Here is a 21,791-nt window from a genome sequence, read left to right on the forward strand (position 1 = left end):
TTAAGTGAAATTGGTATTATTCCGAGGTTTGTGGCGGTGTATTGACGGCTGCCAGTTGAATGTATTTGTGTTCAACCAGTTGTGATAAAGGAACCAGTTCAATGCCTTCGCTGGCCAGCTCGCTCAGTGCCGTGGCAAGAAAAGCCCGGGTTTGAGGGTAGGGGTGTGCTATCACGATGGCATAACCTTGCTGACGGGCTAAGGCTTTGAGCTGCTCAAACTGTTTGCGCAGCGCATCCGGGTGGGTTTGATTGTCTAAAAACACGTGGCGGGCGACATTGGCAACGCCATACAGGTTTGCCACATGCTGAGCCTGGCTGAGCTCCGTAGTGCGGCTATCGAGAAAGTACAGCCCGCGTTTTTTCAGCAGCTCCATGGTCCACTTCATCGGTTCAACGTACTGAGTTAATGCTGAGCCCATATGATTGTTGACTCCTTTAACCTGAGGCAGGGTGGCCAGCGCGTGTCCCAGGGTGGTTTGCAGCTGCCATTTACGCATATCCAGCGTCAGGCCGCCAGGCCCCAACGCTTTGTCTTCGAGGGCTTGCATGGGAATGTGCAACAGCAGCTCGCGGCGTTTATGACTCGCCTGATAGGCAAAGCGCTGTGAGAAAGGGGTGTGGGGTAAAATGGCGTAGCTAAGTTGGCCGGGCAAGTCCAGCAGTTCTAAGTCACGTTCGTGATATCCAATGTCATCGATGACGATGGCAACCTGGTTGCCATAGCTTGGTGCCGCGCAGAGAAAAAGCACCAAAAAGCTTGTTATAAGTAAGCGCACTATCCTGAATTATTGTTGTAAATTATGATTTTGTAATAGCTTTTCCGCTTTTTGCCAATGTTTATCTAGGTTGGCAATAAAGGTTTGTCTGACCTTTTTTTCACCAGCCATTATAGCGTCTTTATCCAGTTCTAAAAGCACTTGTTTACTAAAAACCACATCGGGCTGGATCCCGGTTCCTTCAATGGACTGCCCCGAGGGGGTAAAGTAGCGAGCGGTGGTCAGTTTAAGTGCCGTAGTGCCGTTGCCTATAGGGATGAGCGATTGCACAGAGCCCTTGCCATAGGAGCGATTACCCAGGATCAGCGCACGACTGTTGTCTTGCAGTGCGCCTGCCAGGATTTCGGCTGCCGATGCGGATTGTTCATTGATCAGTACCAGCATAGGCGCGCCGTTGAGTATATCGCCCTGTGCGGCAAAAAAGCGTTGATTGGCATCATAAAAGCGGCCGCGTGTGGACACTATGGTGCCGCCCTGAAGAAACAGATCTGAGATAGCCACCGCACTGTTGAGTGTGCCGCCCGGGTTGTCTCTTAAATCAATGATCAGTCCTTTAAGCGGCTCGCCCAAATGGCTGTTGAGCATGCTGATATGGCGGGCAATGTCGTGATAACTGTGATTGTTGAAGCTGCTCAGCAGCACGTACCCGATCCCGCCGGGCAAGAGCTGGCTGGAAACACTGCGTAGCGTGATTTGCTGCCGTCTAAGGGCAAGGGTCACTTCCGCATTGGCACGCTCGACGGTCAGCTGAATGGTCGAAAACTGGGCTTCACGTAGTAGTTTAGAAACTTCTGCAATGGTCTTTCTTTTTACATTATGGGTATTGATGGCGATGAGTTTATCACCGCCTTCGATGCCGGCTGCTTCCGCCGGAGAGCCCGGCAAAGTATCGACAATGACCACGCCATCCTCGACTTCTTCGACTTCAATACCTAAACCGGTGTAGCGGCCATTGGCGGCGCTGAACAGGGCTTCGAGCTCATGCTCGTCCAGGTACTTTGAGTAGTCATCAAGCTGGGTGAGCAGCTCGCCAAAGTTGTCTTTCCTGACATGGCTCAGTGGCAGATCTTCCACGTAATAGGTATGAATATGGTAGAGGATCTCATCGATTTGCTCGCTGGAAAGCTGTCTGGCACTCAGTGGCAGACACACTAAACTGAGCATCAGGCCGAATAAACATAGCCAGTGCCACAGTCGGTCTTTAATAGGTTGAACACATGGAGTCATCATATGCTGCTCCTCACTGGGGGGCAGCATCGGTTAGTCAGTTAACTGGATCTGCACCATTTTACTGGATCAACAGCGCTTCCCTTATGCCGTATTTCGAAGTATAGACCAGGATCGGTTTGTCCGCCGCTTTGTCCTACCAGGGCAATGGGTTCGCCCGGCATCACCTGATCGCCTACATCTTTAAGCAGGGTCTGGGCATGACCATACAGGCTCATAAAGCCCTCCCCGTGATCTAATACGATGACCCAGCCAAAACCGTTCAACCAGTCGGCATAGACCACCTGACCCGGCGCCACACTGTTGATCGGTGCGCCATTGCTACCTCCGATCACCACGCCTTTCCAGTTCATGCCAACGTGCTTACGCTGACCAAATTTGTGTTTCAGGCGGCCATCCAGCGGCCAGGCGAGTTTGCCTTTTAACCTTTGCAACCCTTGCAGCTGTGCCACATATTGCTCGGGGCTGGCGGCCTGCTCGGCGGCTAAGGACTCCAGGGTCGAAATTAAGGTTTGCTCGTTTTCTTCCAGATAGGCAATCGCGGCTTTGGCCTGACTGAGTTTATCGTTGAGTTTTGCCAGATGGGTCTTGCGCGCGCTTTGTGCCAGCAGTAATTCGTCCTGACGGGCTTTTTGCTGGCCTTGTAACGCTTGCAGTTGCTTCTTCTTACGCTCCAGCTGTGCACTGTTTTGAGCAAGTTTGGCAAATACAGTCTTAAGCGCTTCAAGCTGAGCAATGCGGGCCTGATTAAAGTAGTCATAGTAGCTGATGGTGCGTTCCAGCGCCGCAGCATGCTGTTGGTTCAGGAGCATCTTGGAATAATCGTGACTGCCCGTGACATAGGCACTTTTGAGTTGGGCAGCAAGCAGGCGCTGGAGGCGCTTTTTTTGCTGCTCGAGCTGCTTGGCTTCGCGTTGCAGCGTGTATTGCTGCTGTTTGTTTTCGCTGATCCCTTGTGCAGTCAGCGCCAGTGCTTTGGCACTTTTGGCAATTTCCAGCTCAAAAGATTGCAGGGTGTTTTGCAGAGCGCTAAAGCTGGCCTGTTGTTGCTGATAAGCGGCCTGACTCTTTTTAAGCTCGGCCTGCACCGCCGCCAGATCGGCTTTGGTGCGGGTTTCGTTTGTCTGCCCGGTGCAGGGCAGCAGCAAACAGACCGAGAGTACAGCAAGCGTACGGCGCATAGATTATTTCAGCCGCATGACGGGTGAGCCAGTCATTTCCTCGGGTTGTGGCATGCCCAGCAGGTGCAACATGGTCGGGGCGACATCGCTCAGTGTTTTACCTGTTTGTGGCTCAGCATCGCGGCCAACGTAGATAAACGGCACCGGCTCGCTGGTGTGTGCGGTATGAGCCTGACCGGTTTTGTTGTTGACCATCTGCTCTGCGTTACCGTGATCTGCAGTGATCAGGGCTTCGCCACCGACTTCTTCCAGAGCCGCTACAACACGGCCAATACAGGCATCAACGGCTTCACAGGCTTTCACGGCGGCTTCAAACACCCCGGAGTGGCCAACCATGTCGCCATTTGGATAGTTACAGATGATCACATCGTGCTCACCGCTGTGAATGGCTTCGACTAGCTTATCGGTCAGCAGGGCAGAGTTCATTTCAGGTTGCAGGTCGTACGTGGCTACCTGAGGCGACGGGATCAGTTCGCGTTTTTCGCCGTCGAACAGTTCTTCACGACCACCGCTGAAGAAGAAGGTCACGTGGGCGTACTTCTCGGTCTCGGAAATGCGCAGTTGCGTTTTGTTGTGTTTTGCCAGCCATTCGCCCAGTACATTGGTGAGTTTTTCCGGGGCAAAGGCGACGGGCGCATTAATATCGGCCGCGTATTCCGTCATCATCACAAAGCCGCTCAGTGCAGGGACTTTTTTCTTCTCGAAGCCAGCAAAATCCGCATCCACAAAGGCACGGGTCATCTGACGGGCACGGTCAGCACGGAAGTTGAGGAAAATCAGCGTATCGCCATCGTTAATGGTCGCTGCTTCTTGTCCTTCTGCGGCAATGATGGTTGCCTTGACAAACTCATCGTTTTCGTCGCGCTCATACGCTGCGTTCAGGGCACTGACCCCATCAGTATTACGATATTCAGCTTCGCCACACACCATCAGATTGTAAGCGGCTTCAACACGCTCCCAGCGGTTATCACGGTCCATAGCATAATAACGACCCACGATTGACGCCAGACGGCCACACTTAAGCTCTGCAAACTTCGCTTCAATACGTTCAATCGAAGCCTGAGCGCTGCGTGGTGGCGTATCACGACCATCCAGAAAGGCGTGGAAGTAAACCGCTTTGGCACCGCGCTTGGCGGCAAGTTCGATGGCTGCAACAATATGGTCTTCATGGCTGTGCACGCCACCCGGGCTCAACAGTCCCATCAGGTGAACGGCTTTACCGGCGACAACCGCTTTGTCGATGTTTTCAACCAGTGCCGGGTTGTGCTCGAACTCACCGTCATCAATGGCTTTGGTAATACGTGTAAAGTCTTGATAAACAATACGGCCAGCACCGAGGTTGACGTGGCCGACTTCGGAGTTACCCATCTGACCGTCTGGTAGTCCCACATCCAGGCCTGAACCAGAGATCAGCGTACGTGGACGCGTTTGCCAAAGCTCATCTAATACCGGGGTGTTGGCCGCCAGAATTGCATTACTTTCAGCGTCTTCGCGGTATCCCCAGCCATCTAGGATCATTAATACCAGAGGTTTTTTCTTTGCAGTCATTTGGGCTCCTGAAACGTGCACGAAATCTGGCCATAGGATACCTTGTTTTATATGAATATTCAGCCCTCCGGGCGTGATTTATCCTCAACCACGTTAAAATTCATAGTTAGCCACGGGGGGACGCTATGCTGAGTTACACGGCTTGCTGTAAGCGATCGCGTGCTATGCCTTACTGGGGAGACATTACATCACAGATGTTTGTACCAGCGCGCGTAAGAAAGTATACTCGCGAGCAATTTCATTTTCCTGGTTGGTAAAGACAATATGGAACAATACATCGAGTTTTTAGGTAGAAACCCCATTCTCAGCATTATCTGGCTGGTTTTGGCGGCTATGTTGGTTTCAAGCTGGTTAAAAGGCATGTTTTCCAAGATCCGTCAGATCAATCCACAACAGCTGACTATTCTGGTAAACCGTCAGGAGGGCCAGGTGTTTGACATGCGCGCGCAAAAAGAGTTTAACAACTCACGCATTGCGGGCAGCGAGCACATGAATGTGGAAAAAGCCAAACAAAATGATTTTGCAGGACTTGAAAAGTTCAAAACTAAGCCCATTATACTGGTGTGTAACACTGGCATGACCGCATCTGGCATTGCCAGCAACATGTACAAAGCCGGCTTTGAGCAAGTGTATGTCTTGTCGGGTGGCTTTGGCGCCTGGCAAACAGCAGGCCTGCCAACCGCGTCGGGTAAATAGGAGTAAATATGAACCAAGTTGTTATTTATACAAAGGATTATTGTCCTTACTGTCACCGCGCTAAGGCGCTGTTGGATAGCAAAGGTGTCACATATACCGAGTATGATATCGGCGCTCAACCCGAGCTGCGTGAAGAGATGATCAACAAAGCCAACGGTGGCCATACGGTGCCGCAGATCTTCATCAAAGAGCAGCACATCGGCGGTTGCGATGACATGATGGCGCTTGAAGCGCAAGGTAAGCTGGACGCATTACTGAAGTAATTTTTAGCACTGCGGGTACGGGCCCGCAGTGCTGCCCCACATTAAATAAAGACGAATAATTAGGAAGAACAATGACAGAGCAAAACAACGCAGCTGCTGCAGAAGAACAACAAGGCCCACAATTTAACATTCAGCGCATCTACACCAAAGATGTGTCTTTCGAAACGCCGAATTCTCCGGCTATCTTCCAAAAAGAGTGGACCCCTGAAGTGAAGCTGGACATGGATACGCGTTCTGCCAAGCTGGACGAAGGTGTATACGAAGTTGTTTTGGCACTGACTGTAACTGCGTCATTGGGCGAAGAAACTGCATTCCTGTGCGAAATTCAGCAAGCGGGTATTTTCTCAATCGGTGAGCTGGAAGAGCTGCAAATGGCGCACATGTTAGGTGCATTCTGCCCGAACATTCTGTTCCCGTACGCTCGTGAAGCGGTAGCTAGCCTGGTTAACCGTGGTACTTTCCCACAACTGAACCTGGCACCGGTTAACTTTGACGCGCTATTTGCTCAGTACATGCAGCAACGTGCCGCGCAAGAGCAACCTGCTGACGCATAAGTGATGAATACAGCACAATCAGCTGTGACCGTATTGGGGGCGGGGTCGTATGGCACCGCCCTTGCTATTTGTTTTGCCCGCAACGGTCACCAGGTTACTCTTTGGGGACGCGACAGCGCTGCTATCGAGCAGTTAGCCAGCTCGCGTCAAAATGCCCGTTACTTACCGGATATTGATTTCCCTGAGTCGCTGCAACTGGAAGCCGACCTGACTCAAGCCGTTCAGGCCAGCAAGCTAGTTTTGGTGGTGGTGCCCAGCCATGCGTTTGCACAGACTCTGGCGGCCATTAAGCCTCATTTACTGCCTGGTACAAAAGTCGCCTGGGCGACAAAAGGGCTGGAGCCGGACACCGGTCGTTTACTTCAGGATGTGGCGCTGGACGTGCTTGGTGAGCAGGTGCCGCTGGCCGTGTTGTCTGGGCCGACCTTTGCCAAAGAAATGGCAGCCGGGTTACCGACGGCGATTTCAGTATCGTCTCGCTGCGAAGCATTTCGGGCTGAACTGGCCAAGTTACTGCATTGTGGTCGCTCGTTCAGGGTTTACAGCAATGATGACTTTATTGGAATTCAGCTGGGTGGTGCGGTAAAGAATGTGATTGCCATTGGCGCAGGTATGTCCGATGGTTTCGGTTTTGGCGCGAATGCCAGAACCGCCTTGATCACCCGCGGCTTGGCGGAGTTATGCCGACTCGGGTTGTCACTTGGCGCACGCTCTGAAACCTTTATGGGTATGGCGGGGCTTGGCGACCTGATCCTCACTTGTACCGACAACCAGTCTCGCAACCGTCGTTTTGGTCTGGCACTGGGCCAGGGCAAAAATGTCGAAGACGCGATGCAGAGCATAGGTCAGGTGGTGGAAGGGTATCGCAATACCAAAGAAGTGTACTTACTGGCAAAACGCACAGGCATCGAGATGCCGATCACGGAGCAGATCTATCAGGTGCTGTATCAACAAAAAGACGTCAAAGAAGCCGCGATGGCCCTGCTTGGCAGAGAGCAAAAGTCGGAATAACCTGACGTCTGATAATAAAAAACCGAGCCAGCGTGCTCGGTTTTTTTATTGGTGTTCGAATAACTAGGCGATCTGCTTTTCAGCCAGGGTCAGTTCCATGGTGGCCTTGAGCAGGCGATAGAGATTAATCGAGGCGTCTATCTCTTCTTTGCGGTTGGTCAGGCTTTCTATATTCAGCCCCAGCGGCACATCCAGGTGGGCACAGCTACGTAAAATTGAATCCAGATTCTCGCGGCAAATACGGATCGACTCGCTCAGCGTGTTGTCTGCATCCAGCATACGCCATTTGGTTGCCTCGGGCACTGAGATCCCCAGCCACTCCATAAATTGCAGCGTCTTCTCACCCCCGCACGGGGTAAAGGTCAAGATCAATCGCTTAGGCTCAATGCCTTGTTGCTTGCAGGTTCGGGCATAGCTGGTGATCAAATCTATGGTCGCCTGGGCATTGTAAACTGCCTGAGAAATAAAGAACTCACAGCCCTGCGCGGTTTTCTCAATCAGCCGTTCATGTTCATTGCGTTTTGACGCATGGCGCTCCGCAATAGTGACGCCACCGAGGAAAAAGTTCTCTTCATGCTGAGCGAGTGCCTGATAGGCCTCTGGCAATGGTAAGTTGATTTTACCTTGTGAAGACGGCGAGCCAACCAGCACCAGGTTGTTCAAGCCAAACTCCTGCTTGGTGGTGCTGAGCCACTGGGTAAATTCAGCGCTGTCACGCTGCGCCACACTTTTATAGGTGATCACATCAAGCTGAGACAACGATTTAACCAGACGGCTGTATTCACACGGGTCAACGGTTTCCTTAAACGGAAAAGGGCGCGGCACATTGGTGCGACTGCTTTCATCCTGAATGTCGTAAACCACCACACCGTCGTATTCAATTTCGTGTAAACGGTCGAGCAGTTTAGTGGCAATGCGCTTAACTTTGTCCTGCTCCGTACCAGATTTGGGCGGAGTCGTACCAATCAAATATACCCCTTGGTTCGGGTCTAAGATTTTCTCTTGTAGTGATAACGCCATGGTTTTGATTCCGGCAAAAATTCAGTGTCTGAGATCTAATATAGCAGCCATTTAGACGTCTAGATAGATTTTTTTCTTGAAACTAATTCAATGCCGATGAAATTCTTTCATGGTGTTTTCACTGCAAGGAAACAAACCTTTGTTTTGCTGGTGAGTTTACCGAGCGTCATGCAGTTCATATTTTTTTACATAAAATAGGCGCGTAAAGATGAATTAAGGCGGGATTGCGGCATAATTGGCAACCATGGGCCTTTATATAAAGAGGCCAAAAATAATAATCACTGCAAATTTTAGGGAAGCATATGAAATTTAAATTACTGGCGACCAGCCTGGCTGTGTCACTGGCACTGGCTGGCTGCGCAGTCACGTCGCAATCAACTCAACAGGCGCCAACCAGCGTTGAAGCTCAAACTAACAACAAAGTATTCGCTCAGGATTATGTGCTTGAAGAGCTGGACAATGGTCTGCGCGTGATGGTGGTAAAAACCGATTACCCGGATGTGGTTTCACTTCAGATCCCGGTATCTGTTGGTTCGCGTAACGAAGTGGAGCCTGGCCGCACCGGTTTTGCGCACTTCTTTGAACATATGATGTTTAAGGGCTCTGAGAAGTTCCCGCAGGATGTCTATGCTGACATTCTGAAAAACTCCGGGGTGGATAACCGCGCATACACCACCAATGATTATACTAACTATCATTTGAATTTCTCTAAAGAGCATCTGGATAAGGTACTGGAGATCAAAGCCGATATCTTCCAGAACCTCAGCTACAGCGAGTCTCAGTTCCGTACCGAAGCGCTGACCGTGAAAGGCGAATACCTGAAGAACAACGCCAGCCCGATCCGCAAGCTATTGAGCGCAGTGCGCAAAGAAGCCTTTGACAAGCACACTTATAAGCACACCACTATGGGCTTTTTCGAAGACATTGAAGCCATGCCGGATCAAATGGAATATGGTCAGATCTTTTTTGAACGCTTCTATAAACCTGAGTACGTCTCTATCGTGATTGTGGGTGATGTGGATCCGCAAAAAACCATGGAGATGGTGAAAAAGCACTGGGGCGGCTGGCAGCGCGGCAACTATGTTGCAGACATCCCGGTTGAACCTAAACAGCAGCAAGCCAGATATGTGCATGAACATTATGACGGCCTGCCGGGTCACTGGTTACTGGTCTCTTATAAAGGCGCTGCATGGGAGCCTGAGAAAAAGGACCGGGCGGCATTGGATCTGATCTCACAACTGTATTTCTCTGAAAACTCTGAGCTATATCAGGAGCTGGTGGTCGACAAGCAAATTGCCAGTCAGATGTTTACTTACAATGCTGAGACCAAAGATCCCGGTCTTTTGCATGTTTTCGTGAAGGTCAACGAAGAGCGCGATCTGGCCGTGGTGCGCGACGCCATCAACCGCACTTATGCTACCGCACGCACTGAGCTGGTGGACAGCGATAAACTGGCGGCACTGAAGTCAAACCTCAAGTACAGCTTTGCCAATGATCTGGACTCATCCCAGGCGATCGCCAGTATGCTGGCGCAATACATGCACTTTGAGCGCGACCCTGAAGTGATCAACACCTTATATGCGACCAGCGACTCTGTGACCGCAGAAGACATTCGCGATGTTGCCAACCGCTATTTTGTCGACAGTGGTCGCACAACGGTGACTATGTCAGACTTGCCTGAGGTGGCAGGGTTTGACAAAGAAGTCGCGCTGGATGAGCTGGTTGCTGAGCTCAGTGAGCCTAAACAACGTCATTTCTCCGTCCTGGATAACACCAATGCATCGCCTCTGGTGGATGTGAACTTGTTATTCTACACCGGGGCTGCGGCCGATCCGCAAGGCAAAAAAGGCGTGGCAGCGCTGACGGCGGCCATGATTGCCAATGGCGGCTCGCAGAGCAAATCCTATAAAGAAATTCAAAAAGCCCTGTATCCGATTGCCGGCAGCTTCGATTATCAGATTGATAAAGAAATGCTGTCACTGCGTGGCCGGGTGCACAAGGACAATGCCGCTCAGTGGTATGCCTTAGTCAGTGAGCAGTTACTTAACCCGGGCTTCCGTGAAGATGACTTCAAACGCCTGAAAAAAGAGCTGATCGACAACATTAAAGCAGGCCTTAAGGCGTCTAACGATGAAGAGCTGGGCAAAGAGGTGCTGTACCACAAGCTGTATCAGGGGCATCCGTATGAGAGCTATAATCTGGGTGATTTGTCCGATCTCGAAGCGCTGACGCTTGATGATGTCAAAGCCTTCTATCGCAGCCAGTTTACTCAGGCAAAACTGAATGTGGGGATCACCGGGGCACTGGATGAGCAATTGAAAGCACGTATGCTGAGCGATCTGGCTCAGTTACCTAAAGGCGAAGAAGCGCGCCTGACTATCCCGGATGCGCCAGCACTGACGGGCCGTCATGCCACCATCATTGAGAAAAGTGCGAAATCGACGGCCGTGTCGTTTGGCTTCCCAATCGATACTATCCGCAGCAGCAAAGACTGGACTGCCTTGTGGCTGGTGCGCTCTTACTTTGGTGAGCACCGTAACTCAAACGCTTACCTGTTCCAGCGTATACGTCAGGTACGTGGTATGAACTATGGTGACTATGCTTACATTGAGTATTTCCCGCGCGGCATGTTCCAGACCAAACCGGATGCCAACCTGGGCCGCTCTGAGCAAATTTTCCAGGTATGGTTACGTCCGCTACGTTCTAATAACGACGCCCACTTTGCAACGCGAGTTGCACAGTTTGAGCTGGATAAGCTGATCAGAGAGGGCATGACGGAAGGAGATTTCGAGGCGACCCGCAACTTCCTGAGTAACTTTGTGCCGCAGATGGTGGCCAGTCAGGACCGTCAGCTGGGTTATGCGCTGGATAGCCAGTTCTATAATACGGATGAGTTTGTGACCTATGTGCGCGGCCAGCTGGCATCGTTGAGTGTGGAAGACGTCAATCGCGTGATCCGTGAAAATCTGCAAAGTGACAACATTCACTACGTCTTTGTAACCGGCGATGCGGCTGATATGAAAGCGCGCCTGGTCAATCAGACTGAATCGCCGATGCATTACAATGCAGAAAAACCGCAAGCGCTTATCGATGAAGATAAGCAAATTGCCAACTACAAACTGGCCATTCCGGCTGCCAACATCGAGGTGATGAACGCAGAAGCGGTCTTTAATTAACGCCCCACCAGAGCCCGCTGCCGGGCTCTGAATTTGCCAGGCGGATCTGCGAACCGCCTGGTTTCCTACTCTCTGTTCGCTATTTCGGGTTATAATTAATAACAAATTGATGCAATAAGCGTTTGACTATCACTGCTAATTTGCCACGTTGCAGGGTAAGATAGGAAAATGCCTTGGAATAATTGAAATAGTGCAGTTTATGAGACACGAGATCTGGCAAAAGCTTCGTCAGGAAGCGACCGAATTGGTAGAGCGCGAGCCGCTGCTCGCCAGCCATGTTTACTCTAGTATTTTAAATCATGAATGCCTCGGTGCGGCATTGAGTTTTATTGTGGCGAACAAGCTGGCAGATGCTGTGGTGTCTGCGTTCACGATACGTGAACTGTTCGACCAGGCGTTTGTGGATTGCGATCGTATGCTCACCCATGTCGCCCATGATATTAAAGCGGTTAAAGATCGCGACCCGGCTGCCGATAGCTATCTTAACGTTATTTTGAACCTTAAGGGCTTTCATGCAATACAAGCACACCGACTCGCTCATTGCTTATGGCGACAAGACAGAAAAGAGCTCGCACGTTTTATCCAGAGCCGTACATCCGAAGTATTTGGTGTTGATATCCATCCTGCTTGTCAAGTCGGCCATGGCATTATGTTTGACCATGCGACTGGTATAGTCATTGGTGAAACCGCAGTAATCGAAAACAATGTCTCTATTTTACAATCGGTGACCTTGGGTGGTACGGGTAACGAACAAGGGGATCGTCACCCGAAAATACGCGCAGGCGTTTTGATTGGCGCAGGCGCAAAAGTACTGGGTAATATTGAAGTGGGCGAGGGTGCACGTATCGGCGCCGGCTCCGTGGTGCTCAAAGCCGTTGAGCCACACACCACAGTGGTAGGGGTACCGGCAAAAGTGGTGGGCAAACCTCCATGCGCCTGCCCGGCCGAATCGATGGATCAGAACTTCCTCGATGAGGATCTGATTGCCCGCAACGAATCTCATACCAGCGCCATGCTGTAGCATCAAACACATCACAGGCGCTGCAGATGGATACCCTGGGCCAAAAGATAGGTTATATGCTATTGGGTGCAGCCATTGCTGCACCGCTGACCTGGTGGCTGGTTTCAGCACAGCCTGTCAACTCGCCAGCGTCAGCCATGGAGACGTATCCCGACAAGTCGCTGCCTCCCGCTAACCTTGCAAACGACACCGTAGAGGCTACTGTGCCCACCTCAACACACACACTTGCAGAGCTGAACGCGTTGCGCCAGCAGGTGCAACAATTGCAGGGGGAGCTGGCGCAGACACAGACCACAGCAAGGCCCGAGCCGCCAAGTGAGCCGCCGCGTTCAACTGCATCCGGCAACATCAATCGCCAGCTGGCCGACATCTTTCAAACCGAATTGCGTGACCCACTGTGGGCCGATGAGCTGGAATTACAGCTCGGAGATTTTCTCTATACCAGTGATCTCAGTCATTACTTTGCTTACGCCAGTTATGGCTGCAAGCGTCACGTTTGTCAGCTGAGTTTTGTACCGCGCAGTCAGGGCGTCGATGCCATGCAATGGCAGCGTCTTAACGACCGTCTTTTTAACACGCCCTGGATACAACACTTCAAGGTCAGTGCTGCGCAGCAAACCGCACAGGGAATGCAAGTGCACTTGAGCACTAAAAGCATTCGGGAACTGAGTACAGAATACTAATCACAGTCTGTCGTGCGTTCGCTGTCTGGTGTATGTGGCGAGACCTCTAGCACTTGTGTTTGCAGGCGGCCATCGTGCAATTCAGTCGTTAACACATCGCCCACTGCCACGTCCTGCGTGGATTTAACGACTTTCTGCGCTGATTTGGTAATGCTATAGCCACGTGCTAAAACGGCCAACGGACTGACGCTATCGAGCCTGGCCGCCAGTAACGCCAGTTGTTGCTGGTGCTGTTGTTGCGAGGTCTGCATCGCGCGAATGAGCTTATCTCTCAGGCTGTCGAGATGCGCGCTGGCATAACGCAGTTTCTGCTCTGGATGAAACTGTGCCAGGCGTTGCTGCGCCAGTGCAACACGGCTTTGTGCCCGATGTTGCTGGTGGCTCATTGCCCGGTGTAAGCGGCTGCTGAGCTCATCCACTTTTTGTGCCTGCTGCATCAACTGAGTTTGTGGATGTTGCAGTAACAGGCGCTGGTGGACATTGTGCAGCTGCTGCCCTTGTTGGGATACATAACGCTGCATGGCCCCCGCTAAACGCTGTTTTTGCTGGCGCAACTGAGCCAGGACTTCCGCGCCATCGGGGCTGACCAGCTCCGCTGCGGCAGAAGGCGTTGGCGCGCGCAAATCGGCGACATAATCACTGATGGTGGTATCTATCTCGTGGCCGACGGCGCTGATCACCGGTAGCTGGCTGGCAAACAGGGCTCTGGCCACGGCTTCTTCGTTAAAACACCAGAGATCTTCCAGTGAGCCACCGCCACGGCCTACAATCAGCACATCTACTTCATTGCGACTGTTTGCCAGAGCAATTTGTGCAGCAATCTGGTGATGGGCTTCCTGACCTTGCACCTGAGTGGGGTAGATCACCACCTCAAGCTGCGGTGCCCGGCGTTTCAGGACCGACAGAATGTCTCTGATCGCCGCGCCGGTCGGGGAGGTGACAACGCCCACCCGGTTGATGCGCGCGGGCAGGGGTTGTTTATGCTGGCTGCTGAACAAGCCTTCGCCCGCCAGGCGCAGCTTGAGTGCTTCGAACTGTTGTTTTAACAGGCCTTCGCCTGCCGGTGCCATCTGTTCGACGATCAGCTGGTAGTCACCGCGCGGTTCGTAAACCGACACCCGGGCCTGAACCAGCACCTGCTCGCCATTTTGTGGCCGGTAGCGGCAGTAGCGGTTGTTGCCGCGCCACATGGCGGCTTTTACCTGGGCTTTGTCATCTTTAAGAGAAAAATACCAGTGCCCGGACGCCGGGGCGACAAAGTTGGAGATCTCGCCGGTCAGCTGTAAAGAAGCGAACCCCTGTTCCAGCAAACTGCGGATCTCACGATTGAGGCGCGAGACCGAATAAACTTTTTCTTGTTGTGGCAACGACATACTCAGCTCCATAAAAAATTCACGAATACTCTAGCATATTTTTGCTAAATTTTATTTACTCGCATAAGGAACGCTGATAAAATGCGCTCGCAATTCCTTATACTCAGTTTCACTTGAGAGATGCCGCACACATGTTAAGAATTGCAAAAGAAGCCCTTACCTTTGACGACGTACTTTTAGTACCCGCTCATTCGACTGTTCTACCACACACTGCGAACCTAAAAACCCGCCTGACTCGTGGTATTGAACTTAATTTGCCATTAGTTTCTGCCTCTATGGATACAGTCACTGAAGCACGCCTTGCAATTGCACTTGCACAGGAAGGCGGCCTTGGATTCATCCATAAGAACATGACCATTGAAGAACAAGCGCGCAATGTACGCAAAGTAAAAGCGTACGAAGCGGGGATTGTCTCTTTCCCGGTTACCGTAACCGCAGACAAAACCATTGCCGATACTTTGGCGCTGGCTGAAGAAAACGGCTTCTCAGGCTTCCCGGTCGTGGGTGAGAATAACCTGTTGGAAGGCATCATCACCAGCCGTGATATGCGTTTTGAAACCAAACTGGATAAGCCTGTGTCATCGGTGATGACGCAAAAGTCGGATCTGGTAACGGTTAAAGAAGGCGCATCACGTGAAGAGATCCTGGGCCTGATGCACGAGCACCGCATTGAAAAAATCCTTGTGGTCGACGACGCTTTCAAACTTAAAGGCATGATCACCGTTAAGGATTACCAAAAAGCACAGGAAAAACCAAACGCGTGTAAAGATGAGCAAGGTCGTCTGCGCGTAGGTGCTGCGGTAGGTGTGGGTGCCGGTACCGACGAGCGTATCGCTGCACTGGTTGCTGCGGGTGTTGACGTATTGCTTATCGATACTTCGCACGGTCACTCTCAGGGCGTGATTGACAGAGTTAAAGCAACCCGTGAAGCGTACCCGGACTTGCAAATTGTTGCCGGTAACGTGGCGACGGCTGAAGGTGCTGTTGCACTGGCTGACGCAGGTGTTGATGCAGTTAAAGTGGGCATCGGCCCGGGCTCTATCTGTACCACACGTATCGTAACCGGTTGTGGTGTGCCTCAAATTACCGCAATTTCAGATGCGGTAGATGGTCTGAAAGGCCGTGACATTCCGGTCATTGCTGATGGCGGTATTCGTTTCTCTGGTGACATAGTTAAAGCCCTGGTTGCTGGTGCATCTTGCGTAATGGTGGGCTCTATGCTGGCAGGTACTGAAGAAGCCCCGGGTGAAGTTGAGCTGTATCAGGGGCGTTACTACAAGTCATACCGTGGTATGGGCTCTCTGGGTGCGATGAACCAAAAAGAAGGCTCATCAGATCGTTACTTCCAAAAGAGCAACTCTGCTGAAAAACTGGTTCCGGAAGGCATTGAAGGCCGCGTGGCTTACAAAGGCCCAATCGCCACCATTATTCACCAACAAGTGGGCGGGATCCGCAGTGCCATGGGCCTGACAGGATGCGGCACCATTTTGGAGCTGAACACTAAACCTCAGTTTGTCCGCGTGACTTCTGCTGGTATGGGTGAGTCGCACGTCCATGACGTACAGATCACCAAAGAGGCTCCAAACTACCGCATGGGCTAATCCCGGCGGGTAAAAATGGGCTGGCGGTTGCCGGCCCTTCTTAATTTTAGTGTCTGCCTTCAGGCAAGGCACAGACAAACATTATGCGTTGGGCAGGCAAACTTGCCCGGTCATTTAGGTAATGCACTGTTGTTGTGCTTTACTAATTTTATCGCTTCCTAACAAACGAGATTATCAATGAGCAAAGACATCCATGATTCCCGTATTTTGATCTTAGATTTTGGTTCTCAATACACTCAATTGATCGCCCGCCGGATCCGTGAGATCGGCGTTTACTGTGAGCTATGGGCCTGGGATGTAACCGAGGAGCAGATCCGCGAATTTAATCCGCAGGGTATCATTCTGTCAGGTGGCCCGGAGTCTACGACTTTAGAAGGCAGCCCGCGCGCGCCTGAATATGTGTTCAATGCCGGTGTGCCTGTGCTTGGTATTTGTTACGGCATGCAAACCATGGCATCGCAGCTGGGTGGTAAAGTACACAGCTCAGATATGAAAGAGTTTGGTTACGCGAAAGTTGAAAAAGTGGGTAACTGTGCCCTGTTTGAAGCGATTGAAGATCACATTGAAGACGGCATCGGCAAACTGGATGTGTGGATGAGCCACGGCGACAAGGTCATCGAGATCCCAGAGCAGTTCGTTACTTCTGCAAAAACAGCAACCTGCCCGCATGCGGCGATGTCTTGGGAAGAAAAGCGTTTCTACGGCGTGCAGTTCCACCCGGAAGTAACGCACACGCAACAAGGCCTGCGCCTGCTAGAGCGCTTTGCTATTGATATCTGTGGCTGTGAAAAACTGTGGACACCGAGCCAAATTATCGAAGATGCAGTGGCACGTATTAAAGAGCAGGTAGGTGACGATGAAGTGATCCTGGGCCTGTCTGGCGGTGTTGATTCATCTGTCGTTGCTATGCTGATCAACCGCGCTATCGGCGACAAGCTGACATGTGTATTCGTGGACAATGGTCTGCTACGTCTTAACGAAGGCCAGCAGGTAATGGATATGTTCGGCGATAAGTTTGGCCTGAACATCATTAAAGTTGATGCAGAAGAGCGTTTCCTGAATGCCCTAAAAGGCATTGATGACCCGGAAGACAAGCGTAAAGCGATTGGCCATACCTTTATTGAAGTATTCGACGAAGAAGCGGGCAAGCGCGTTAACGCTAAATGGCTGGCACAAGGCACCATCTACCCGGACGTGATCGAATCTGCGGCGTCAGCCACAGGTAAAGCGCACGTTATCAAGTCTCACCACAACGTAGGTGGCTTGCCGGAAGACATGGAGCTTGGCCTGGTAGAGCCGCTGCGCGAGCTGTTTAAAGACGAAGTACGTAAAATTGGTCTGGAACTGGGCCTGCCCTACGACATGCTATACCGTCACCCATTCCCGGGTCCTGGTCTGGGTGTACGTGTTCTGGGCGAAATCAAGAAAGAGTACTGCGACCTGTTGCGTCGTGCTGACGCTATCTTTATTGAAGAGCTGCACAAGGCTGACTTGTACCACAAAGTGTCTCAGGCCTTCACGGTATTCCTGCCAGTACGCTCAGTAGGGGTAATGGGTGACGCACGTAAGTACGACTGGGTTGTGTCGCTGCGCTGTGTAGAAACCATCGACTTTATGACAGCACGCTGGTCTCACCTGCCGTATGAGTTCCTGGGTCAGGTGTCAAACCGCATCATCAACGAAATCGACGGCATTTCTCGCGTGGTGTACGACATTTCAGGTAAACCACCCGCGACGATTGAGTGGGAATAATTACGCATCAGGCAGCTGATATAAGTTAAGAAAAGGGCGGATAGGGTAACTATTCGCCCTTTTTGCTGATAAAAACAGCAAACGATCCAAAAGTTGATATTTTCTCTTTACCTTTTCAAATTGCTCATTATAATGCGTCGACATTGCAGGGGCGTAGTTCCAATTGGTAGAACAGCGGTCTCCAAAACCGATGGTTGCGGGTTCGAGTCCTGCCGCCCCTGCCACTTCCTTTCCTATTTCCTGATTATTCCCATATTTAATACAATTGAGATTGCAGTCATAACGCGCATATTCTAGAATTCCCAGCATTTAATTATTCCGGTGTTTTTGCATGCACGCAGCTCAGGCTCAGTTACTTGGTGTAATGCCACTTAAACTAAAATCTGCTTTTGATCCTAATCCGCAGCCAACAGCGTCTGCACCTCAGCCAGTTGAGCCCGCAGCGGTGGCACTAACGTTGAACGCGCAGTTACAACAGGATCTTTGCCTGGCCGCCAATGTCAGCGAACTCAGCGTTGCTGTCGGTGAGCCTCTGAGCTGGACCCAACGCGCGCAGCGGGCACATCTGGTTATACCTGATGCATCTCTGAGCGCGAAGCAAAAGCGTGCCTTGTGGCAACAGATCTGGCGTGGGCAGTCATGACTGTCTCTATTCATGCGGATCATCTGGCAAGTCTGCCACTGCAACAGCTTATGGAGATTGAGCAGGCCTGCCATACGCACCCCTGGACCAGCAAGACCATGCAATCCTGTTTAAGCGGGCGTTATTTTAATGCCGCCCTGTATCGGGATGAGCAACTGGTTGGCTTTTATGTCGGTGAGCGGGCAGGCCCTGATTTTACCCTGATGGACATTTGTATTGCGCCTGCGTGTCAGGGGCTGGGGTTGGCCTGGCAGCTGCTGGGGCACTTTATGGCAAGGTGTGAGCAGGACAAGGCCGAAAACATCTTTTTAGAAGTGCGGGTAAGCAATGAAGCGGCCATTGGTTTATACCATAAAGCGGGCTTCACTGAGATGGGCGTGCGTAAAAACTACTATCCCACAGCGCAGGGGAAAGAAGATGCCCTGTTAATGGGCAAAGTGTTGTTTGACCCTGAACTGAGCACTGACTGACAGCGCTGAGCGTATTTTGGTCGCCCAAATCGACTTATCTAAGGTCGGCATGCTCCTGCTCCAGGGTATATCTGATGGCCTGTGTCAGGTTTAACATGGCATATTCCCATTTGCTTGGATTATCTTCGCGCAGACAGGTCTCCAGATCGCCGGCCGCGCTGTGAATATTGCTAAAGCCAAAGCATCCGGCACTGCCCTTGAGACTGTGCGCCAGCGCTCTGAGCGATTCCCACTCTTGATCGGTAAAGAGCTGCTCCAGCTGGGTGAGTTGGTCGGGGAGTTTTTCTACGTAGTTGCGGCTGATCTGCAAATACTTTTCACTTTGCAGCAGCGAATTCCATTGCGAGCTCTTATCCTCTTCCAGCTGTAAATATTTCAGAAGTACGGCACCGAGCTTTTCACGGTCAATGGGCTTGGCCAGTGTGGCATCGCAGCCTGCCGCCAGATAGGTATCTATGTCATGCTTCATGACATTGGCAGTCAGGGCAATGATAGGGCCATCGTAAGCCGCGTGGCGAAGCATTTCTGTGGCTTCCAGTCCGCCCATGACAGGCATTTGCATGTCCATCAGGAGCAGGTCGTAATCGTTGACCAGTGCCATCTCCACGGCTTGTGCGCCATTTTTGGCGATATCAGGTTTGAGCCCCCAGGCACCAAGCAATAGAGTTAGTAGCTCCTGGTTATCCGGGTTGTCTTCTGCAAGCAGAATTTCGGCTTCAAGCTGAGTTTGCTCCAGTTGTTGTGTGGATATCACATGTTCGTGTGCCAGCTGAGCTTCGTCCTCAATCCAGGCAAATTCTGCTTGTGGGTGATTCGCTGCGACGGTAATGGTGAAGCGACTACCGACTCCCTGAGCACTCTCAACGCTGACATCACCTCCCAGTAACTGGGCGAGGTTTTTGGAGATACATAAGCCCAGGCCGGTGCCGCCGAAACGTCGGGTGGTGGTTGAGTCTGCCTGTTCGAAGGGTTTAAATACCCGCGACATTTCGCCTTGTGACATGCCAATACCACTGTCTTTGACTTCAAATTCGAATAGGGCGGTGTCTGAGCGATAACGGGCGCTGATCTCAATGCTGCCTGTTTCGGTAAATTTAACCGCGTTGGTCGCGATATTAAGCAAGATCTGCTTAAGCCGGGTTTCATCACTGTAGAGTTGCTGAGGCAGCGGCAAAGCATAATGCACAGTAAACCCTAGCTGCTTTTGCTCTGCCATGGGGGCAATGATCGACTCCACGTCTTTGAGTAAATGGAGCAGCTCAATGGGATCTTGCTCAACGGCCAGTTTTTCGGCCTCGATTTTTGATAGATCCAGAATATTATTGATCAATTCCAGCAGGTGTCTGGAGTTACGTAAAATGGTATCTAAGTGCAGGGCTGAGTTGGTGGCATTGGGAGAGTGCAGCATCTGCTCGGTGAACCCCATTATGGCGGTCAGCGGTGTGCGGATCTCGTGGCTCATATTGGCCAGGAAGCGGCTCTTAAGTTGGCTGGCTTGTTCGGCTTCGGCAATCGCCACTTCCAGCTGACGGTTCATTTCCTCCAGCGCCCGGGTACGGTTTTCGACTTTTTCTTCCAAGTGCAATTTGTAGTCTTCCAGCTCCCCCTGGAAATCCCGGATCTGCTTGATCATGTGATTAAAATCCTCAAACAAGATGCCTACTTCGTCATCATCGTGTGCCGGTAATGCTACCGACAGGTCACCATCGCCAACACGGTGGCTGGCTTCGCCGAGTAGCTCGATTGGAGTCAGCAGTAAGTTTCTGACCACAATGAAGATCAGGATTGGGAGTGTGATCACAGATAAAATCACAATCAGGGCTGTGGTTAAACTAATGGCTTTGCCCGACTGATACAAAATGGTCTTAGGGATGGTCGAGATATAATAATAGCCGCCACTGAGCTGTGCGCTGTAGGTCATGCGTCTGAGGTTATCAATGGAAGGTAATACCAGAGAGTTCAGTTTACCTTTATCCGCCAGTGTATTGATCTGTGCCATCTCCTCAGTGCTCAGAAAGCTCTGATTAAAATGGCTGTCGGAGCTGAATAACACCTCTCCTGATGCCGACACCAGCAGGTTTAAGGTGTCGTCATAGGGGGATTCTAGAATACTGCTGCTGATAAGCGAAGGAGCAACCTGGACAATAATGTAGCCCTCGTGCTGAGGCCGGTTGAGATTGAAATCCACGCCATAGATCTGCTGGACAAAATAAAGCTGTGTGCCACCGTTATGTGACGCTTGCATAAACTGCTGCTGGCGTAAGTTGCTTTGCCTGACCTGGGCAAAAAAGGGATAGGACTGAGGCGCCCGGTTGAGGTTGCTGGCATAAAAAGCATGGCTCTGGCCATGTTCATTTACCAGATTAATGCTCAGGATATCCGGGTAGGCTTCGCTATAGCTGGCAAACACATCCATGAGTGCCCCTAAGCGCTGGGTTTTTTCCAGGCTTTCTTGTTCTGGCAAACTCAAGTAGTCACTGAGTACCGGAGAGGTCGACAGTAATTTAGTGGTGGACTGATAGATTTCCATGTAGTTGAACATTTTTTGTTGTTGTTGTTCAACAAAGCGACTGACAATGAGTTTTGCCTGCTTCTGGGTCGAGCTGGTGACATTGGTCAGTGTAAAGCCGCCGAGCAATAACAATGGCAGTATCACCAGAGGAGTGATATACCATAACAGCCTGATACTCAGCTTACTTGTTTTCATCCGTGTTCAATTCCATCTATCAACTCGGTGGTGAAACACCCCAGTATGACCACAAACGTGTCCGATTAATATGTTGTTGTGGGTTAT

The 21,791-nt window shown here is 51.3% G+C and carries 18 protein-coding genes and 1 tRNA gene; 12 read left to right on the forward strand and 7 right to left on the reverse strand.

Going from position 1 to position 21,791, the window contains the following annotated elements; translation table 11 throughout:
• Nucleotides 1-16: 16 nt before the first annotated feature.
• From C3B51_RS21970 to gpmM, 4 genes are read right to left on the reverse strand one after another with little or no spacing between them, the layout of a single operon-like run.
• A complete protein-coding gene (locus C3B51_RS21970; RefSeq protein ID WP_130246400.1) occupies nucleotides 17-751 on the reverse strand; it encodes a divergent polysaccharide deacetylase family protein in 735 nt (244 codons plus the stop codon).
• Between the two features lie 36 nt (nucleotides 752-787).
• Entirely contained in the window at nucleotides 788-2,008 is a 1,221-nt protein-coding gene (locus C3B51_RS21975) for a S41 family peptidase (RefSeq protein ID WP_125717154.1), read from the reverse strand.
• Nucleotides 2,009-2,046: 38 nt separating this feature from the next.
• Nucleotides 2,047-3,186, reverse strand: coding sequence for a murein hydrolase activator EnvC family protein (locus C3B51_RS21980; protein ID WP_130246401.1), 1,140 nt, complete (start codon nucleotides 3,184-3,186; stop codon nucleotides 2,047-2,049).
• 3 nt (nucleotides 3,187-3,189) lie between these two features.
• Nucleotides 3,190-4,734 carry a 2,3-bisphosphoglycerate-independent phosphoglycerate mutase gene (gpmM, locus tag C3B51_RS21985; protein ID WP_125717156.1) on the reverse strand — a complete coding sequence of 515 codons (1,545 nt, stop codon included), beginning with the start codon at nucleotides 4,732-4,734 and terminating at the stop codon, nucleotides 3,190-3,192.
• Nucleotides 4,735-4,998: 264 nt separating this feature from the next.
• Here gpmM and C3B51_RS21990 point away from each other — a divergent pair, with 264 nt between their 5' ends.
• From C3B51_RS21990 to gpsA, 4 genes are all read left to right on the forward strand, one after another.
• Nucleotides 4,999-5,430 carry a rhodanese-like domain-containing protein gene (locus tag C3B51_RS21990; RefSeq protein ID WP_125717157.1) on the forward strand — a complete coding sequence of 144 codons (432 nt, stop codon included), beginning with the start codon at nucleotides 4,999-5,001 and terminating at the stop codon, nucleotides 5,428-5,430.
• 8 nt (nucleotides 5,431-5,438) lie between these two features.
• Nucleotides 5,439-5,693: a glutaredoxin 3 gene (grxC, locus tag C3B51_RS21995; RefSeq protein ID WP_125717158.1), complete on the forward strand. Its 255-nt coding sequence runs from the start codon at nucleotides 5,439-5,441 to the stop codon at nucleotides 5,691-5,693.
• A gap of 71 nt (nucleotides 5,694-5,764) precedes the next feature.
• Nucleotides 5,765-6,247 carry a protein-export chaperone SecB gene (gene secB, locus C3B51_RS22000; protein WP_046006181.1) on the forward strand — a complete coding sequence of 161 codons (483 nt, stop codon included), beginning with the start codon at nucleotides 5,765-5,767 and terminating at the stop codon, nucleotides 6,245-6,247.
• A gap of 3 nt (nucleotides 6,248-6,250) precedes the next feature.
• On the forward strand, nucleotides 6,251-7,258 hold the full coding sequence (gpsA, locus tag C3B51_RS22005; protein ID WP_125717159.1) for an NAD(P)H-dependent glycerol-3-phosphate dehydrogenase: 1,008 nt from the start codon (nucleotides 6,251-6,253) through the stop codon (nucleotides 7,256-7,258).
• A gap of 63 nt (nucleotides 7,259-7,321) precedes the next feature.
• On the opposite strand, the gene C3B51_RS22010 is transcribed toward gpsA, so the two are convergent.
• Complete coding sequence (locus C3B51_RS22010; RefSeq protein WP_130246402.1) at nucleotides 7,322-8,278, reverse strand: methylenetetrahydrofolate reductase; 957 nt, start codon at nucleotides 8,276-8,278, stop codon at nucleotides 7,322-7,324.
• Between the two features lie 302 nt (nucleotides 8,279-8,580).
• On the opposite strand from C3B51_RS22010, the gene C3B51_RS22015 reads away from it, so the two are divergent.
• The 3 genes from C3B51_RS22015 to C3B51_RS22025 all read left to right on the forward strand — a co-directional run bounded on the left by C3B51_RS22015 (nucleotide 8,581) and on the right by C3B51_RS22025 (nucleotide 13,158).
• Nucleotides 8,581-11,454 carry a M16 family metallopeptidase gene (locus C3B51_RS22015; RefSeq protein ID WP_130246403.1) on the forward strand — a complete coding sequence of 958 codons (2,874 nt, stop codon included), beginning with the start codon at nucleotides 8,581-8,583 and terminating at the stop codon, nucleotides 11,452-11,454.
• 199 nt (nucleotides 11,455-11,653) lie between these two features.
• Nucleotides 11,654-12,475 carry a serine O-acetyltransferase gene (gene cysE / locus C3B51_RS22020; RefSeq protein ID WP_125717162.1) on the forward strand — a complete coding sequence of 274 codons (822 nt, stop codon included), beginning with the start codon at nucleotides 11,654-11,656 and terminating at the stop codon, nucleotides 12,473-12,475.
• 26 nt (nucleotides 12,476-12,501) lie between these two features.
• Nucleotides 12,502-13,158 (forward strand): hypothetical protein, encoded by a 657-nt coding sequence (locus C3B51_RS22025; RefSeq protein ID WP_130246404.1) that lies wholly within the window; start codon nucleotides 12,502-12,504, stop codon nucleotides 13,156-13,158.
• Here C3B51_RS22025 and xseA read toward each other — a convergent pair.
• Nucleotides 13,155-14,531, reverse strand: a complete 1,377-nt coding sequence (gene xseA, locus C3B51_RS22030) for an exodeoxyribonuclease VII large subunit (RefSeq protein WP_130246405.1) — start codon at nucleotides 14,529-14,531, stop codon at nucleotides 13,155-13,157. The two genes, C3B51_RS22025 and xseA, sit on opposite strands and share 4 nt — an antisense overlap.
• Nucleotides 14,532-14,662: 131 nt before the next feature.
• On the opposite strand from xseA, the gene guaB reads away from it, so the two are divergent.
• From guaB to rimI, 5 genes are all read left to right on the forward strand, one after another.
• On the forward strand, nucleotides 14,663-16,132 hold the full coding sequence (guaB, locus tag C3B51_RS22035; RefSeq protein ID WP_125717165.1) for an IMP dehydrogenase: 1,470 nt from the start codon (nucleotides 14,663-14,665) through the stop codon (nucleotides 16,130-16,132).
• A gap of 177 nt (nucleotides 16,133-16,309) precedes the next feature.
• Nucleotides 16,310-17,884 carry a glutamine-hydrolyzing GMP synthase gene (guaA, locus tag C3B51_RS22040; RefSeq protein ID WP_125717166.1) on the forward strand — a complete coding sequence of 525 codons (1,575 nt, stop codon included), beginning with the start codon at nucleotides 16,310-16,312 and terminating at the stop codon, nucleotides 17,882-17,884.
• 147 nt (nucleotides 17,885-18,031) lie between these two features.
• A tRNA-Trp gene (locus C3B51_RS22045) sits at nucleotides 18,032-18,108 on the forward strand.
• Between the two features lie 107 nt (nucleotides 18,109-18,215).
• Entirely contained in the window at nucleotides 18,216-18,527 is a 312-nt protein-coding gene (locus C3B51_RS22050) for a hypothetical protein (RefSeq protein WP_130246406.1), read from the forward strand.
• Nucleotides 18,524-18,997 (forward strand): ribosomal protein S18-alanine N-acetyltransferase, encoded by a 474-nt coding sequence (rimI, locus tag C3B51_RS22055; RefSeq protein WP_206076670.1) that lies wholly within the window; start codon nucleotides 18,524-18,526, stop codon nucleotides 18,995-18,997. Before C3B51_RS22050 ends, rimI begins: the two co-directional genes overlap by 4 nt.
• Before the next feature lie 34 nt (nucleotides 18,998-19,031).
• On the opposite strand, the gene C3B51_RS22060 is transcribed toward rimI, so the two are convergent.
• On the reverse strand, nucleotides 19,032-21,704 hold the full coding sequence (locus C3B51_RS22060; RefSeq protein WP_125717168.1) for an ATP-binding protein: 2,673 nt from the start codon (nucleotides 21,702-21,704) through the stop codon (nucleotides 19,032-19,034).
• Nucleotides 21,705-21,791: the final 87 nt, after the last annotated feature.

Source organism: Pseudoalteromonas rubra (assembly GCF_004212645.1).
Lineage (GTDB): Bacteria > Pseudomonadota > Gammaproteobacteria > Enterobacterales > Alteromonadaceae > Pseudoalteromonas > Pseudoalteromonas rubra_G.

Coding starts and splice junctions, on each gene's coding strand:
- C3B51_RS21975 (WP_125717154.1), bottom strand. CDS start 2,008: ATGATGACTCCATGTGTTCAACCTATTAAAGACCGACTGTGGCACTGG.
- C3B51_RS21980 (WP_130246401.1), bottom strand. CDS start 3,186: ATGCGCCGTACGCTTGCTGTACTCTCGGTCTGTTTGCTGCTGCCCTGC.
- gpmM (WP_125717156.1), bottom strand. CDS start 4,734: ATGACTGCAAAGAAAAAACCTCTGGTATTAATGATCCTAGATGGCTGG.
- C3B51_RS21990 (WP_125717157.1), top strand. CDS start 4,999: ATGGAACAATACATCGAGTTTTTAGGTAGAAACCCCATTCTCAGCATT.
- grxC (WP_125717158.1), top strand. CDS start 5,439: ATGAACCAAGTTGTTATTTATACAAAGGATTATTGTCCTTACTGTCAC.
- secB (WP_046006181.1), top strand. CDS start 5,765: ATGACAGAGCAAAACAACGCAGCTGCTGCAGAAGAACAACAAGGCCCA.
- gpsA (WP_125717159.1), top strand. CDS start 6,251: ATGAATACAGCACAATCAGCTGTGACCGTATTGGGGGCGGGGTCGTAT.
- C3B51_RS22010 (WP_130246402.1), bottom strand. CDS start 8,278: ATGGCGTTATCACTACAAGAGAAAATCTTAGACCCGAACCAAGGGGTA.
- C3B51_RS22015 (WP_130246403.1), top strand. CDS start 8,581: ATGAAATTTAAATTACTGGCGACCAGCCTGGCTGTGTCACTGGCACTG.
- cysE (WP_125717162.1), top strand. CDS start 11,654: ATGAGACACGAGATCTGGCAAAAGCTTCGTCAGGAAGCGACCGAATTG.
- C3B51_RS22025 (WP_130246404.1), top strand. CDS start 12,502: ATGGATACCCTGGGCCAAAAGATAGGTTATATGCTATTGGGTGCAGCC.
- xseA (WP_130246405.1), bottom strand. CDS start 14,531: ATGTCGTTGCCACAACAAGAAAAAGTTTATTCGGTCTCGCGCCTCAAT.
- guaB (WP_125717165.1), top strand. CDS start 14,663: ATGTTAAGAATTGCAAAAGAAGCCCTTACCTTTGACGACGTACTTTTA.
- guaA (WP_125717166.1), top strand. CDS start 16,310: ATGAGCAAAGACATCCATGATTCCCGTATTTTGATCTTAGATTTTGGT.
- C3B51_RS22050 (WP_130246406.1), top strand. CDS start 18,216: ATGCACGCAGCTCAGGCTCAGTTACTTGGTGTAATGCCACTTAAACTA.
- rimI (WP_206076670.1), top strand. CDS start 18,524: ATGACTGTCTCTATTCATGCGGATCATCTGGCAAGTCTGCCACTGCAA.
- C3B51_RS22060 (WP_125717168.1), bottom strand. CDS start 21,704: ATGAAAACAAGTAAGCTGAGTATCAGGCTGTTATGGTATATCACTCCT.